The 14,033-nt window shown below is 68.6% G+C and carries 13 protein-coding genes; 8 read left to right on the top strand and 5 right to left on the bottom strand.

What is annotated here, in order from left to right; genetic code table 11:
• Positions 1–190 precede the first annotated feature (190 nt).
• A complete protein-coding gene (locus DTQ71_RS09430) occupies positions 191–2,623 on the top strand; it encodes a GcvT family protein (protein ID WP_109564044.1) in 2,433 nt (810 codons plus the stop codon).
• Between the two features lie 469 nt (positions 2,624–3,092).
• The gene (locus DTQ71_RS09425; protein WP_342768114.1) at positions 3,093–3,440 is read left to right on the top strand and encodes a cupin domain-containing protein; all 348 of its coding nucleotides are present in this window, start codon (positions 3,093–3,095) and stop codon (positions 3,438–3,440) included.
• Between the two features lie 90 nt (positions 3,441–3,530).
• On the opposite strand, the gene DTQ71_RS09420 is transcribed toward DTQ71_RS09425, so the two are convergent.
• Positions 3,531–4,046: a hypothetical protein gene (locus DTQ71_RS09420; RefSeq protein WP_109564043.1), complete on the bottom strand. Its 516-nt coding sequence runs from the start codon at positions 4,044–4,046 to the stop codon at positions 3,531–3,533.
• A 352-nt stretch (positions 4,047–4,398) separates the two neighbouring features.
• Between DTQ71_RS09420 and DTQ71_RS09415 the strand changes: the two genes are divergently transcribed.
• From DTQ71_RS09415 to DTQ71_RS09400, 4 genes are all read left to right on the top strand, one after another.
• Positions 4,399–5,133 carry a hypothetical protein gene (locus tag DTQ71_RS09415; protein WP_109564042.1) on the top strand — a complete coding sequence of 245 codons (735 nt, stop codon included), beginning with the start codon at positions 4,399–4,401 and terminating at the stop codon, positions 5,131–5,133.
• 64 nt (positions 5,134–5,197) lie between these two features.
• Positions 5,198–5,785 (top strand): nucleotidyltransferase family protein, encoded by a 588-nt coding sequence (locus DTQ71_RS09410; RefSeq protein WP_109564041.1) that lies wholly within the window; start codon positions 5,198–5,200, stop codon positions 5,783–5,785.
• Between the two features lie 50 nt (positions 5,786–5,835).
• Positions 5,836–6,297 carry a c-type cytochrome gene (locus tag DTQ71_RS09405; protein ID WP_170125380.1) on the top strand — a complete coding sequence of 154 codons (462 nt, stop codon included), beginning with the start codon at positions 5,836–5,838 and terminating at the stop codon, positions 6,295–6,297.
• Positions 6,298–6,301: 4 nt separating this feature from the next.
• Positions 6,302–7,192: a cytochrome c gene (locus tag DTQ71_RS09400; RefSeq protein ID WP_109564039.1), complete on the top strand. Its 891-nt coding sequence runs from the start codon at positions 6,302–6,304 to the stop codon at positions 7,190–7,192.
• Between the two features lie 6 nt (positions 7,193–7,198).
• Here DTQ71_RS09400 and DTQ71_RS09395 read toward each other — a convergent pair whose 3' ends face one another.
• From DTQ71_RS09395 to pyrH, 4 genes are all read right to left on the bottom strand, one after another.
• Positions 7,199–8,008 (bottom strand): bestrophin-like domain, encoded by an 810-nt coding sequence (locus tag DTQ71_RS09395; protein ID WP_109564038.1) that lies wholly within the window; start codon positions 8,006–8,008, stop codon positions 7,199–7,201.
• 51 nt (positions 8,009–8,059) lie between these two features.
• Positions 8,060–9,133 (bottom strand): S1C family serine protease, encoded by a 1,074-nt coding sequence (locus DTQ71_RS09390; RefSeq protein ID WP_109564037.1) that lies wholly within the window; start codon positions 9,131–9,133, stop codon positions 8,060–8,062.
• A complete protein-coding gene (gene lipA, locus DTQ71_RS09385) occupies positions 9,130–10,113 on the bottom strand; it encodes a lipoyl synthase (RefSeq protein WP_109564036.1) in 984 nt (327 codons plus the stop codon). The genes DTQ71_RS09390 and lipA overlap by 4 nt, the downstream gene beginning before the upstream one ends.
• A gap of 212 nt (positions 10,114–10,325) precedes the next feature.
• Positions 10,326–11,063 carry a UMP kinase gene (pyrH, locus tag DTQ71_RS09380; RefSeq protein WP_109564035.1) on the bottom strand — a complete coding sequence of 246 codons (738 nt, stop codon included), beginning with the start codon at positions 11,061–11,063 and terminating at the stop codon, positions 10,326–10,328.
• Between the two features lie 105 nt (positions 11,064–11,168).
• Between pyrH and miaA the strand changes: the two genes are divergently transcribed.
• Entirely contained in the window at positions 11,169–12,053 is an 885-nt protein-coding gene (gene miaA / locus DTQ71_RS09375) for a tRNA (adenosine(37)-N6)-dimethylallyltransferase MiaA (RefSeq protein ID WP_109564034.1), read from the top strand.
• Positions 12,054–12,306: 253 nt separating this feature from the next.
• Complete coding sequence (locus DTQ71_RS09370; protein ID WP_109564033.1) at positions 12,307–13,983, top strand: ABC transporter substrate-binding protein; 1,677 nt, start codon at positions 12,307–12,309, stop codon at positions 13,981–13,983.
• Positions 13,984–14,033 lie beyond the last annotated feature (50 nt).

Below are 14,033 nucleotides of genomic sequence, written 5' to 3'. Positions count from 1 at the left end.
TCAAGGCGCGACGCCGGCCCCACTTGCCTCGTCCGATCCGGAGCGCCCGGCCCGCGGCCGGGGGTCCGGGGGGCGTCCCCCGGCCCTCTCCGCTGGCAAGGACGGAAAACGACATACGGCCGTCGCTCAATGACGGGTGCCCAGGCGGCGGCCCCCTAGCCTCGGACGCGGACCAACGGGAGATCGGACCATGCAGGACACGGCACGAGTCGTCGTCATCGGGGGCGGCGTGGTGGGCTGCTCGGTGCTCTACCACCTGGCGAAAGGCGGCTGGAGAGACGTGCTGCTGCTGGAGCGGTCGGAGCTGACCTCCGGGTCGACCTGGCACGCGGCGGGCGGCTGCCACACGATCAACGGCGATCCGAACGTCGCCAAGCTGCAGAAATACACGATCGAACTCTACAAGGAGATAGAGGAGCTGTCGGGCCAGGCGACCGGCTTTCACATGACCGGCGGTGTGCTGCTGGCCTCGACGCCCGAGCGCTTCGACTGGCTCAAGACCACCGCCGCCGCCGCGCGCATGAACGGGATCGAAGCGGAGATCGTCTCGCCAGAGGAGGCCGCCGAAGCCTTCCCGCTCATGGACCCGTCCAAGTTCATCGGCGCCGTGCGCACGCAGGTCGATGGCCATCTCGATCCCTCGGGCGTGACCTATGCCTACGCCAAATCGGCCCGCAAGCTGGGCGCGACGGTCGAGACCCATACCAAGGTCGAGGCGATCCTGCGCAAGGGCGATGGCTGGCTGGTCAAGACGAACAAGGGCGACGTGACCTGCGAGCATGTCGTCAACGCCGGCGGACTCTGGGCCCGTGAGGTCGGGCGCATGGTGGGCATCGAACTGCCCGTGCTCGCCATGGAGCATATGTATCTTCTGACCGAGGACATGCCCGAAGTCGCGGAGATCAACCGCACCACCGGCAAGGAGGTGATCCACGCCGTGGACTTCGACGGTGAGCTCTATCTCCGGCAGGAACGCGGCGGGATGCTGATGGGCACCTACGAGAAAGCCTGCGTGCCCTGGTCCCCCCGCGAGACCCCCTGGGAGTTCGGGCACGAGTTGCTGCAACCCGATATCGACCGCATCGCGCCCAGCCTGGAGGTCGGGTTCGAGCATTTCCCCGCCTTCCAGACCGCCGGGATCAAGCAGATCATTAACGGCCCCTTCACCTTCGCCCCCGACGGCAACCCGCTTGTCGGCCCGGTGCGCGGTCTGCCGGGCTTCTGGTCCGCCTGTGGCGTCATGGCAGGGTTCTCCCAAGGCGGCGGGGTTGGTCTGGCGCTCGCCAACTGGATCATCGAGGGCGATCCGGGCTTCGACGTCTGGGCGATGGACGTGGCGCGCTACGGCGACTGGGCGACGCTGGCCTATACCAGCCCCAAGGTGCAGGAGAATTACTCCCGCCGCTTCTCGATCCGCTTCCCCAACGAGGAACTCACCGCCGCCCGCCCCCACAAGACCACGCCGATCTACGACCGGATGCTGGGGCTGGGCGCGCAGATGGGCGACAATTGGGGGCTGGAGGTGCCGCTCTGGTTCTCGCCTGATGAGACCCGCGACGTGTTCTCCTGGCGCCGCTCCACCGACTTCCCCCATGTCGCCGACGAGGTCCGCGCCTGCCGCGAAGGCGTGGGCGTGATGGAGACGAGCGGGTTCAGCAAGTTCTGGATCCGCGGGCCGGGCGCGCGAGACTTCCTCGACCGGGTGCTCGCCTGCAAGATCCCGGTGGCGGGACGCATGGCGCTGGCGCCGATGCTCAAGGAGGACGGCAAGCTGCAAGGCGACCTGACCGTCTCCTGCCTGCCCGAGGCGGGGGGCGAGGCGTTTCTGCTGGTCGGCTCGGGCATGGCCGAGGTCTTCTACGCCCGCTGGTTCGAGCGCTTCCTGCCCACGGACGGCTCCGTCACGTTGGAGGTCGTCGGGCTGGGGATGGTCGGGCTGTCCGTCGCGGGACCGAAGTCGCGCGCGCTGATGGAGGCGGTGACGGGTCAGGATATGTCCAATGACGCGCTGCGCTTCATGGGGGTCCGGCGGATGGATGTGGGGCTCGCGCCCGCCATCGTGGGCCGGGTCAGCTTTACCGGCGATCTAGGCTACGAGATCTGGATGAAGCCGGAATACCAGCGCTCGGTCTTCGACCGGATCCTCGCCGCCGGGGAGCCTCTGGGCCTGCGCCCATTCGGCTCCCGTGCGCTCAACGCCATGCGGCTGGAGAAGAATTATGGCGGCTGGGGCTCGGAGTTCCGCCCGCTCTACGGGCCGGTCGAGGCCGGGCTCGACCGCTTCGTCGCCTATTCCAAGGAGGCCGATTTCGTCGGCAAGGCGGCCGCGCTGGCCGAGAGGGAGCATGGCGGCGCCAAACGCCTGCGCGCCTTCGTGGTCGAGGCCGTGGATGCCGATGTCATGCATGACGAGCCGATCTGGCTGGGCGACCGGCGGGTGGGCTATGTCACCTCGGGCGGTTTCGCCCATAATGCGGGGCTGTCGATGGCGCTGGGCTATGTCGACCGTGCCGTGGCGGATGCGGACGGGCCCTGGACGATCGAGCTGCTGGGCGAGCACCTCCCCGCCCGGCTCCAGCACGCGCCACTCTTCGATGCGAACGGGTCGCGGCAGCGGGGCTGATCGGCACCGCGGGACCGCCCAAATCGGGCGGTCCCGTTGCGGTCGGGCTCCGCCTGGGGATGGGGCTGGCATGGCGCTCTGCGATGGTCCGAGGGCACCGGGTTGCGGCCCCTGCACAGGGTTCCGCCAGGCCTCGCGTCAGGTGCCTGTCGCGAGGACTCTCGCCGCCGAGGCGATCCGGGACGTGGCTTCTAACCCGGCGGGCGCGCCTCGTCTCCTGGCCGTAGCATGGCTGCATCGGAACCGGAGCTTTTGAACGTCCGCGAGATGCGCTTCAAGGCCGCTGCCGCGACCGGCCAAGTCGGGATGGCGCGTCCCGCATTGCCCCAACAATCCGCAGACCGTCCCATGCCCCGTTGCGAGTGAAGGCAGGAACTCCCGTATGACGACGTCGTCAGACGCGCAGGTCCTCGAATGGTTGGGTGTGACCTAGAAGACCATCCTGAGTAAAAGAGACAGTGGCGGAGCGATGTTCATCATGGACAGCACGTCCCCGCCGGATAGCGGACCTCCGCGGCATGTCCATCACGCGGAGGACGAGACCTTCGTGATCCTCCCCGGCCGCTGCCGCATCTGGAGCGACGGCGAGGAGCGGATCGCCTCCGCCGGGGAGACCGTCTTCATCCCGCGCGGCAAGGAACACAGCTTCAAGGTGACGGGTGAGGCGCCCTGCCGGCAACTCGTCATCCTGACGCCGGCGGCTTCGAGGGGGTCTTCGCCGACATGGCCGCGGGCCAGTTCGCCATACCGGAGGACATGGCCGCCATCGAGGAATCCGCCAAGCGGCACCACCTCTCCTTCACCGGCGCGCCGCTAGACCGAGGGCGCCCTCCGGCGGCCAAGCGGAGGACGATCCGGGCCGGCCTGTCCGTCGGCGGGCCCGGCACGCGCGCCAGAGGATTTGGCGCTACTCAAGCTTCTGGAGCGTGACGCGGAAGCTGCCTTCGACAGGGCCACCGGCGGCAAGATCGATGTCGCGGCCGAAATTCTCCGACGTGCCGAGCGCGCCCGAGACGCGGCCGGTCAGGGTCAACAGCTCGCCCTCCATCTCGTGGCTGTCGAGCGTCACGGCGACACCGCCATCCTCCGCGTCGTGGCCGCCAAAGAGCTTCTGCACCGCCGCGCCATCCTCGTAGCGGGTGACGCGCATCTCTTCGAGGTCGGGGATCCAGTTCCCGGCATCGAAACCGAGCGTGACGACAAGCGGGTCTTCGCCATCCGCGTTGAAGGCGCGCGCATAGATGTTGATCGAGGGATAGGTGTCGCTGCCGCTCCAATCGCTCTGGCTGCCCCAGAGGGGCACGGCGATCTCCTCTCCGTTCATCTGGAGGAGCAGTTCTCCGGTGCTTTGCGCGAGTGCGGGCGGCGCCGCCATCGCAAGCCCGAGCGTCAGGGCCGGCAGGGGGAGCGACTTGATTGGCATCCTTCGTCCTTTCATTGACGGGTGGTCCCAGGCTAGAGACGGGCGCCCCGGCGGCTCAAGGGGAGGGCCCCGGGCTTCCGCCCCACCGGCGATGTTCCGCGCGGGTCAGTCACCCCCTACGGGGCGGTCATGGCCACCGCCGCGACCGGCCAGGACGGACGGGCTGGCCCGGCAGGCTGCCCTGTGGGCTGGGGGCTTGGAGAGGCACGTCCGGCGGCAGGCTCCCGAGGGCGTCAGACCGATCCACCGCGGCGACCGTCTCGACCTCTTCCCCCCTCCGGATCGTGGCGCTTGGTGGGCGCAGGCTCCTGGAGTAGTCTGGCAGCGACGGATGGGATTGAGGGGATCGCGGATGGCACAGGGCATGCATGACTGGATCGTCTTCCACCGGGTGCGTTTCGCGACCCCCATCAACGGCACCGGCGCCCCGCTTCCGGGTCCGGCCGGTGCGACCTGCTGGCGGTTTTACCCAGCCTCGCCACTGGGACCGGACGGGATGCGCACCAACGTCTCGGCGGAATGGGGCGGTTTCGGGCTCTATCCCAGCCGCGAGGCCGCCGAGGAGGTCTTTGCCGCGCCCGAGCGGCACTTGCCCTTCCTCGCAGAGGCCGAAGAAGCCTATCACCTGCTGCTGGTTCCTTATGCCCATCGCGGTCAGGTCAACTGGCGCGGATCGGTGCTGGACGGAGAGACCCTCGCCGTCGCCCCGGAGGATCCGAAGGGGCCCTTGGTCGTGTTCACCTCGGCCGGCTACGACAATCCGGGGCCCGAGGATGTGCCCCGAATCAAGACCTTCCTGCGCGAGGTCGACAACGTCGTTTCCTATTACGGCACCCTGCCCGGCAACCTGCGCCGCGCGGTCTATAGCGGTCCGGGCGTGGACGGCCATGACGGGATGACGGTTTCCCTGTGGCGGAGCGATGCGGCGATGCTGGCCGCCGCCTACAAGGACGGGCACCATCGCGACCAGATGGAGTATCAGCGCGATCCCGGTCACTTCGACCGCAGTTCCTTCACCCGCGCGCGGGTGCTGTCGAGCCTGGGCAGCTGGGACGGCGCCGACCCCGTGGCGGAATTGGCGTCCTAGCGCCGCGCGCGCAGGGGCAGATCCGGGGATGCGTCCCGGCTGAGCCTCGTCTAGATCTCTCGCCATGCGCCCCGCCCCCGCCATTCTGGTCCTCGCCGCCGGTGCGTCTTCCCGCATGGGAGGCCGCGACAAGCTGCTCGAAGAGATCGACGGCACGCCCCTGATCCTGCGGGCGGTGCGCGCCGCTTGCGCCGCCTCGGACGAGGTGCTGGTCGCCCTGCCCGCCGCCGACCGCAGCCGCCGGGCCTGGCTGGGCGACTCGCCCGCGACCCTGCTCGACGTGGAGGACCGGGCGATGTCCGCGTCGATCCGCGCCGGGGTCGCTGCCTGTCGCGCGGAGGCTCTGCTCATCCATCTGGCGGATATGCCTGAGATAACAGCAGCCGACCTGTCGGCGATGGCCGATGCCTGGACGCGCAGCGACTGTGCGATCATGCGCGCGACATCCGAGGACGGCCGGCCCGGCCAGCCGGTCATTTTCGACCGCAGGCATTTCCCCGAACTGATGACATTGCGGGGCGATCTCGGGGCCCGTGCTCTTTTGCGCGAACATCCCGTGGCACAGATCCCACTGCCGGGCCGGCGCGCCCTGATCGACTTGGACACGCCCGATGCCTGGACGGAATGGCGCGCAAGGAGAGACGTGAATTGACATCGTGGCAACTTGCCGCACTTCTCCGCAGAGACAGTCAGGAGACCGCTATGAAACTCATCCCCCTCGCTCTCGCCTCAGCGCTTGTCGTCGGCGGCACTGTCGCGCTCGCGCAATCGGACGTGCCGGCCGCAGTGAAGGCCCGGCAAGGCCAGATGCAGATCCAGGCCCTGTCGATCGGAATCCTTGCCGGCATGGCTCGCGGAAACATTGAATACGATGCCGAGTTGGCCGCCGGCGCGGCGCATAACCTCAAGTCCTCCACCGAGATGAACCTCGCGATCATGTGGCCCGAGGGCACGTCGAGCGACGAGGTCATGTCCTCCAGGGCGCTGCCGGTCATCTGGGAAGACTGGGCCGGGTTCGAGGCCGAATGGGCCAGCTTCACCGTCGCGGTCGACGCGATGGAGGCCGCCGCGCCTCAGGGTTTGGAGGCGCTCCAGGGCGCGATCGGCGGGGTCGGCCGCGGCTGCGGCAGCTGCCACGAGAACTGGCAGCTTTCGAACAACTGAGACGATGCGCAAGGCCCTCCTGACCCTCGGTGCGTGTGCGGTGGCGGGCGTTGCCGCCGGCCTGTGGCTCACCCGGGCGGAGGGCCTGCCGGCGGCGGCGCAGGCCGCCATCGCGGACGCCCCCGCCGATACGGACCGGGGCGCGCGGGTGTTCCATGCCGCGGGCTGCGCCTCCTGCCACATGGCGCCGGAGGCGGAGCCATCGGACCTCCCGGTGCTGGCCGGGGGGCACGCCCTCCAAACGGAGTTCGGCACGTTCTACGCCCCCAATGTCTCGATGCATCCCGAGGCCGGGATCGGGGGCTGGACGCTGGCGCAATTCGCGGACGCGGTGCAGGCCGGAGTGTCGCCTAGCGGCGCGCATTACTACCCGGCCTTCCCCTATGGCAGCTACCGGCTGGCAACGCCCGGCGATGTGGCGGACCTTTGGGCCTTCTGGCAGAGCCTGCCCGCGTCGGACACGCCCAGCCGCCCCCATGACCTCGCCTTCCCCTACTCGATCCGCCGCACGGTCGGCGTCTGGAAGCGGATGGCCCTGCCCGACGGCTGGTATACCCCCACGCCCGACGACCCGGAGGCGGCCCGGGGCCAATATCTGGCCGAAGCGCTGGCCCATTGCGGCGAATGCCACAGCCCGCGCGACGCGCTGGGCGCCATCGACACCGCGCGCTGGTTCCAGGGCGCGCCGAACCCGTCGGGACGGGGGAACATCCCGCCGATCAACGCCTCCGAACTGGGGTGGAGCGAGGCCGAGATCGCCAATTACCTCACCGACGGCTTCTCCCCCCAGTTCGAGCCGGCGGGCGGCAGCATGACCAGCGTGGTGCGCAACACCGCACGCCTGCCGGAAGAAGACCGCCGCGCCATCGCGGCCTACCTGGCACAGGTGGAGTGACGCGGATCAGTCGGCCGGCGCCTCTTGCGCCTGGGCGGGAACCGGCTGCGCGGCCATGGCCCTGACCTCCGGCGTCAGGAAGCGCTCGAATCCGACCGTCGGCGCCCGGCCGGGCGAGGCGAACGGGTTCGAGAACGCGATGATGATATAGAGCACGACCCCGGTGAACGCCGAAAAGCCCGCGATGAGCCCGAGGTTCAAACGCGTCGGAGCCCAGGGAAAATAAGCGGCGGAAACCAGGATCACACCGATCAGCGCCGCGAAGACGAAGACCGTCGACACGCCCGCCTGCGCCACGTTCCCCCGCGTGTCGCGCAACTCCGACAGGAGGCGGATGTCGGTCAGCATGATGCCGTGGAGCCTCTCCTGGCGGGCCGTGGCCGGGGTCGCGTCCAGAAGCAGGTGGTAGGCCCGCTCCCAGGTACCCCAGGCCTCGGGGAGCAGTCGGCGCTGCTCGGCCAGCCGGGGCCATTCCTCTTCGGCCACGAGCAGGCCGTAATGCGCCATCGCGTGCTGGATCGCCGCGCTCTCCGGCCCGGCATAGCGGCCCGCGTCGTAATAGATGTCCGCCACCAGAGTCGCCTCATGGGCGGCGGAGACGGAGACGTCGCGGAGGTTCGCGAGATCCTGCGCGAAGACGAGCGCCAACACCAGACCGTGCAGCGAGGCGATGCGGAACAGGACCGATCCGGCCAGGTCCCGCGTGTCCTCGTCCATATGGCCGCGCAACAGCCGACGGGTCAGCCCATAGGCGGCCATGGAGATGCCGACGATCAGCAAAACGAACGCCGGTGCGGCGAGAATCGAGCCAGTCATGCGCGAAGCATCATCCGGGGCCGCCGCCCCCGCAAGCCACGGCGAAGCCGCCTAAGGCGCCAAGGTGACCGTCACCTCACGCCGGTCGCGTCCGCGGCGAACCTTGAGCGCGACGGCCTGCCCCGCCCGTTTGGTGTCGAGCACCGCCAGCAGATCGTCGATGTTGCGCACCGGCTCCCCGTCGATGGCCTCGATCACGTCACGGGGGATGAGACCTTCATTGGTGAGGCGCGCAGGCTCCAGCCCCGCGCGGGCCGCCGGTCCGCCCGAGGCGACGTCCAGCACCATCACCCCGCTCTCGCCCAGCATCATGTCCGCGCGGCGATCCGCGCTGATCCCCAGGGAGGGCGGCGCGTAGGAACCGGTGGCGATCAGCTGCGGCACCACCCGAGCGACCGTGTCCACCGGCACGGCAAAGCCGATGCCCGCGCTAGCCCCCGAGGGTGAGAAGATCGCGGTGTTCACACCGATCAGCCGTCCGGCGCTGTCCAGCAGCGGCCCGCCGGAATTGCCCGGGTTGATGGCGGCATCGGTCTGGATCAGCCCGCGGATCGTCAGCCCGTCCTCACCCGGGATCTCCCGGTCGATGGCCGAGACGATGCCCGTGGTCAGCGTGAAGTCGAGGCCGAAGGGATTGCCGATGGCGAACACGCTCTGTCCGACCTGCAAGTTTGCACTCCGCCCCAGCGGCAAGGGCCGCATGCCCATCCCCGAGACCCGCAGCACGGCGAGGTCGTGCCGCCTGTCCAGCCCGACCAGCCGCGCCGGCACGGCCCGCCCCCCCGGCAGCCGCACCGTGGCCGAACTCGCGCCGCGGATGACATGCGCGTTCGTGATGATATGGCCCATGTCGTCCCAGACGAAGCCGGAACCCGTGCCGGAGGGCATTTCGATGCTGCCGCGGAACAGGTCCATCCCGCGGGTCGTGGTCGAGATGAACACGACCGAGCTCTGCGCCGCCTGGAACAGCTCGACCGTCGCGCGCTCCGACGCGCCAAGATCGCCCCGCGGCGTGACCACCACCGGGGCGGGCGCGGGTCGAATGAGCGCAGGGATATAAGGCGAAAGCGCCGCCCCCAGCATCGCGCCGAAGGCGACCAGAAGGACCGCGAGCAGCCCCCTCATGCCTTGGCGAGCGCGGCCTCCCGCGCGGCGCGGAGCCGCTGGAAATCGTCGCCCGCATGATAGGAGGAGCGCGTCAGCGGCGTGGCCGAGACCATCAGGAACCCCTTGCCCCAGGCGGACTTTTCATAGCCCGCGAATTCCTCTGGGGTGACGAAGCGGTCGACGCGGTGATGCTTGGGCGTGGGTTGCAAATACTGGCCGATGGTCAGGAAATCGATATCGGCGGCGCGCATGTCGTCCATCACCTGAAGCACGGCCTGCCGGTCCTCGCCCAGCCCGACCATGATGCCGGATTTGGTGAAGATCGACGGGTCCAGCTCCTTCACCCGTTGCAGCAGCCGCAGGGAGTGGAAATAGCGCGCGCCGGGCCGGACCTCGGGATAGAGGCCGGGCACCGTCTCCAGGTTGTGGTTGAAGACGTCCGGTTTCGCCGCGACCACGACCTCCAGCACGGATGGATCGCAGCGCAGGAAGTCGGGGGTCAGGATCTCGATTGTCGTGCCGGGGGCGCGGTGGCGAATGGCGCGGATGGTCTGGGCAAAATGCTCGGCGCCGCCATCGCTCACGTCGTCGCGGTCGACGGAGGTGATGACGACGTGATTGAGGCCCAGTTTCTGCACCGCATCGGCGACGCGCCCCGGCTCGAAGGCGTCGAGCGGCTCGGGCGGCTTGCCGGTGGCGATGTTGCAGAAGGTGCAGGCGCGGGTGCAGACCTCGCCCATGATCATCATCGTGGCGTGGCCCTGGGACCAGCATTCGCCCACATTCGGACAGCCCGCCTCTTCGCAGACGGTTGTCAGCTTGTGGTCCCGCATGATCTTGGCGGTCTGCTTGTAGCCCTGGCCCACCGGCGCCTTCACGCGAATCCAGCTGGGCTTCTTGGGCTGAGCCTGGTCGGGCCTGCGCGCCTTCTCGGGGTGGCGCTGCGCGGGGATCTTAAGGTCGCGCGGCGGGCGCGCGGCACGGAGGTCGTCGGGCATGGGCCGGTCCTTCCATTTCGTCTTGACGGCGACTTAGCGCGTTCCGCGCCGCACCGAAAGCCGCCCTTGGGTCGCAGGTGGGCGCGCGCCGCCCCTCGGGCAAGCGCGTGGGGGCGAGGTGGGAGGGGGCTCTGCCCCCACGCCTTCGGCGCCCCCCGGAGTATTTTCGGCCAGAAGAAGGGACGAAGCGAGGATCCGGGCGCCGCCCGCCGCTACCCTTCGACCCGCGTATACGTCCCCTGGCCCTGGAGGATCGCCTTGAAGCCCCCGGGGGCGTCCAGGGAGAAGACGATGATCGGCAGCCGGTTCTCGCGGGCGAGGGCGATGGCGGAAGCATCCATGACTTTCAGATGCTTGGAGAGCACTTCGTCATAGGTGACGCGGTCGTAGCGGACGGCGTCCGGATGGATGCGCGGGTCCTTGTCATAGACCCCGTCGGTGCCGTTCTTGCCCATCAGGATCGCTTTGCAGGCCATCTCGTTGGCGCGCAGCGCGGCGGCGGTATCGGTGGTGAAATAGGGGTTTCCGGTGCCGGCGGCGAAGATGACGATGCGCTTCTTCTCCAAGTGCCGGACGGCGCGGCGGCGGATATAGGGCTCGCAGACTTGATCCATGGGAATAGCGGATATGACGCGGGTGTGCAGCCCGAGCGCCTCGAGCGCCCCCTGCATGGCGAGCGCGTTCATAACCGTGGCGAGCATCCCCATATAATCGGCCGTGGTCCGCTCCATCCCCTGAGCCGAGCCCTGCAGTCCGCGGAAGATGTTGCCGCCCCCGATCACGAGGCAGACCTCGACGCCCATGCGCTGAACGGCGGCGACTTCCTCGGCGATGCGCTGGACGGTGGGGGGGTGCAGGCCGAAGCCCTGATCGCCCATCAGCGCTTCGCCGCTGATCTTGAGCAGAACCCTGGAATAGGCCGGCGCCGCCGTCTCGGTTTCACTCGTCATCGCCCTACCCCTCTGCTTGCTGCCGGGCGTATAGCTGTCAGATTAGCGCGGGCGCGGCAACCGGGCAGGAGTGTCGCGCGGGATGGATGAGGAACGGCCTGTAAGATGTTGGACACGCTAGATATAATTGATCCGGAGCGGCCGGTTCTGATCGCCGGGCCCACGGCGAGCGGGAAGTCGGCCCTCGCGCTGGCCATCGCGGAGCAGCAGGGCGGGCGGATCGTGAACGCGGATGCGCTTCAGGTCTTCGGCGACTGGCGGGTGCTGACCGCGCGCCCTTCCGAGGAGGAGGAGGCGCGGGCACCCCACGCGCTCTATGGCCATGTCCCCTGGGATCGGGCCTATTCCGTCGGCGACTGGCTGCGCGATTTCGCAGCCCTGCCGCCAGGGCCGCGCCCCATCGTCGTCGGCGGCACCGGGCTGATCTTTCGCGCGCTGGCAGAGGGGCTGGTGGATATTCCCCCGACGCCCCCCGAGATTCGCGCCGAGGGCGCGGCGCAGCTTGCGGCGCGGGGGCTTCCGGCCATGGTGGCGGAGCTCGATCCCGACACGAGAGCGGGGCTCGACACGCAGAACCCGATGCGCGTGATGCGCGCCTGGGAGGTGGCCCGCGCCACGGGGCGCTCGATCCGGGACTGGCAGGCGGAGACACCGCCTCCGCTCCTGCCCCTTTCGGCCTGCACGCCGCTGGTGCTGGAGGCCTCCAAGGACTGGCTTTCGCCTCGGATCGAGGCGCGCTTCGACCTGATGCTGGAGGCCGGCGCGCTAGAGGAAGCGCGCGCCGTCCTGCCCCGCTGGGACCCGGCGCTCAACGCCGCGCAGGCGATCGGCGCGCCGCAGCTCATCGCGCATTTGCGCGGCGAGATGTCGCTGGACGAAGCGCGCGCCGCAGCGATCACGGCCACACGGCAATACGCGAAGCGGCAGCGGACCTGGTTTCGCGCGCGGATGCGCTCTTGGCGTCGGATTTCCGCCCCCGGCGCGGAATAGACGGCAGGAGCCCCTTGCTGCAAAGGGGCCAGCCCTGTTGGCACGGCTCGAACATTCCCCTGCGTCAATCAGGATGAAAGCGTCGTTCGCGACATCTTTCCGTCGCTTTTCTTCCCGCAGACCCCGCTCATCGCGTTGACCCTCTCGGAATAACCCCCATCATGTGGGCCATCTCGATTCCGACCGAACCCGGTCGCAAACAGAACATTCGGTCTCACGCAGAACCGAGCCGTCAACAGGGAGAAGACGACACATGACGAAGCATGACGTGAAGAACATGCAGGGCGTCCATCACGGCGCTTTGATGTACGCGCAGGAGTACAAGGACGGTCTGATGGACCGCCGCGAATTCCTGAGCCGCGCGACGGCGCTCGGTGTGACCACCGCGACGGCCTACGCGTTGATCGGCTCCGAGCCGGCCAAGGCCGCGGCCCACGCCCAGCAAGGCGGGACGCTGCGCTACCAGATGGAAGTCCGCGCCCCCAAGGACCCGCGCACCTTCGACTGGACCCAGCTGGCGACGGTCACCGCGGGCTGGCTGGAGTATCTCGTCGAGTACAACTCGGACGGCTCCTTCAACCCGATGCTCCTGGAGAGCTGGGAGGCCAACGACGACGCGTCCGTCTACACGCTCAAGGTGCGTCCGGGCGTGACCTGGAACAATGGCGACCCGTTCACCGCCGAGCATGTCGCCTTCAACTTCACCCGCTGGGCCGACGGCACCGCCGAGGGCAACTCGATGGCCGCGCGCGTCGCCTCGCTGGTCGACCCGGAGACGAACCAGGCCGCCGAGGGCGCGATCGAGGTCGTGGACGACCTGACCGTCCGCCTGAACCTGCTGAACCCGGACATCACGATCATCCCGGGCATCTCGGACTATCCGGCGGCGGTGATCCACCCCGATCAGGATCCGAACAACACGATCGGCCAGCAGCTCGGCACCGGTCCTTACCTCTGCACCCAGCACGAAGTCGGCGTCCGCGCCACGCTGGAGCGCAACACCGACCATGACTGGTGGGGTTATGCCGCCGGCAAGGGCGCCTATCTCGACCGGATCGAATTCATCGACTACGGCACCGACCCGTCGGCCTTCGTCGCGGCCTACGCCGCCGACGAGATCGATCTCAACTGGGAGTCGGTCGGCGAGTATGTGGAACTGTTCGACGGGCTCGGCCTCGTGCGGTCCGAGATCCCCTCGGGCTTCACCATCGTGATCCGTCCGAACCAGCTGGCAACCGATGCCGACGGCAAGGTCATCTTCGAGGACAAGCGTGTGCGCCAGGCCATCGCCATGGCGGTCGACAACGAGGTCTGCCTGGAGCTCGGCATGGCCGGCTACGGCATCCCCGCCGACAACTGCCATGTCGGCCCGATGCACCCGGAGCATGCGCCTGAAGTGACCCGGATCCCCTACGATCCGGAGCGGGCGTTCGAGCTGCTGCAAGAGGCCGGCATGGCCGATTACGAGTTCGAGCTGATCTCGATCGACGACGACTGGCGCCGCAACACCACCGATGCCGTCGCCGCGCAGCTGCGGGACGCCGGGTTCAACATCAAGCGGACCATCCTGCCCGGTTCGACCTTCTGGAACGACTGGACGAAATACGCCTTCTCGTCGACCAACTGGAACCACCGCCCGCTCGGCGTGCAGGTTCTGGGTCTGGCCTATCGCACCGGCGTGGCCTGGAACGAGTTCGGGTGGTCCAATCCCGAGTTCGACGCGCTGCTGAACGAAGCGAACGCGATCGCCGACGCGGATGCTCGCCGTGAGGTGATGGCCAAGATCCAGGCCATCGTCATCGAGGAAGGCGTCACGATCCAGCCGTACTGGCGGAGCGCCATCCGGCACCACAAGCCGGGCTTCGTCGGCCTGGAGCGGCACGTCGCCGACCTGCCGCAGCTCTACAAGATGGGCATCGCCGCATCCTGACCTGACCACCGCCGGCCGCGCCCTCTGGACGCGGCCGGTCTTCTTGGAAC

This window comes from Jannaschia seohaensis, from assembly GCF_900116765.1.
GTDB lineage: Bacteria > Pseudomonadota > Alphaproteobacteria > Rhodobacterales > Rhodobacteraceae > Jannaschia > Jannaschia seohaensis.
This window is presented reverse-complemented; position numbering and strand designations above follow the sequence as displayed.

What these genes read in the sequence shown, in the direction of transcription:
- DTQ71_RS09390 (WP_109564037.1), bottom strand. Translation starts at nt 9,133, where the DNA reads ATGAGGGGGCTGCTCGCGGTCCTTCTGGTCGCCTTCGGCGCGATGCTG.
- DTQ71_RS09425 (WP_342768114.1), top strand. Translation starts at nt 3,093, where the DNA reads ATGTTCATCATGGACAGCACGTCCCCGCCGGATAGCGGACCTCCGCGG.
- DTQ71_RS09410 (WP_109564041.1), top strand. Translation starts at nt 5,198, where the DNA reads ATGCGCCCCGCCCCCGCCATTCTGGTCCTCGCCGCCGGTGCGTCTTCC.
- pyrH (WP_109564035.1), bottom strand. Translation starts at nt 11,063, where the DNA reads ATGACGAGTGAAACCGAGACGGCGGCGCCGGCCTATTCCAGGGTTCTG.
- DTQ71_RS09395 (WP_109564038.1), bottom strand. Translation starts at nt 8,008, where the DNA reads ATGACTGGCTCGATTCTCGCCGCACCGGCGTTCGTTTTGCTGATCGTC.
- DTQ71_RS09420 (WP_109564043.1), bottom strand. Translation starts at nt 4,046, where the DNA reads ATGCCAATCAAGTCGCTCCCCCTGCCGGCCCTGACGCTCGGGCTTGCG.
- DTQ71_RS09400 (WP_109564039.1), top strand. Translation starts at nt 6,302, where the DNA reads ATGCGCAAGGCCCTCCTGACCCTCGGTGCGTGTGCGGTGGCGGGCGTT.
- DTQ71_RS09370 (WP_109564033.1), top strand. Translation starts at nt 12,307, where the DNA reads ATGACGAAGCATGACGTGAAGAACATGCAGGGCGTCCATCACGGCGCT.
- DTQ71_RS09415 (WP_109564042.1), top strand. Translation starts at nt 4,399, where the DNA reads ATGGCACAGGGCATGCATGACTGGATCGTCTTCCACCGGGTGCGTTTC.
- lipA (WP_109564036.1), bottom strand. Translation starts at nt 10,113, where the DNA reads ATGCCCGACGACCTCCGTGCCGCGCGCCCGCCGCGCGACCTTAAGATC.
- DTQ71_RS09405 (WP_170125380.1), top strand. Translation starts at nt 5,836, where the DNA reads ATGAAACTCATCCCCCTCGCTCTCGCCTCAGCGCTTGTCGTCGGCGGC.
- DTQ71_RS09430 (WP_109564044.1), top strand. Translation starts at nt 191, where the DNA reads ATGCAGGACACGGCACGAGTCGTCGTCATCGGGGGCGGCGTGGTGGGC.
- miaA (WP_109564034.1), top strand. Translation starts at nt 11,169, where the DNA reads ATGTTGGACACGCTAGATATAATTGATCCGGAGCGGCCGGTTCTGATC.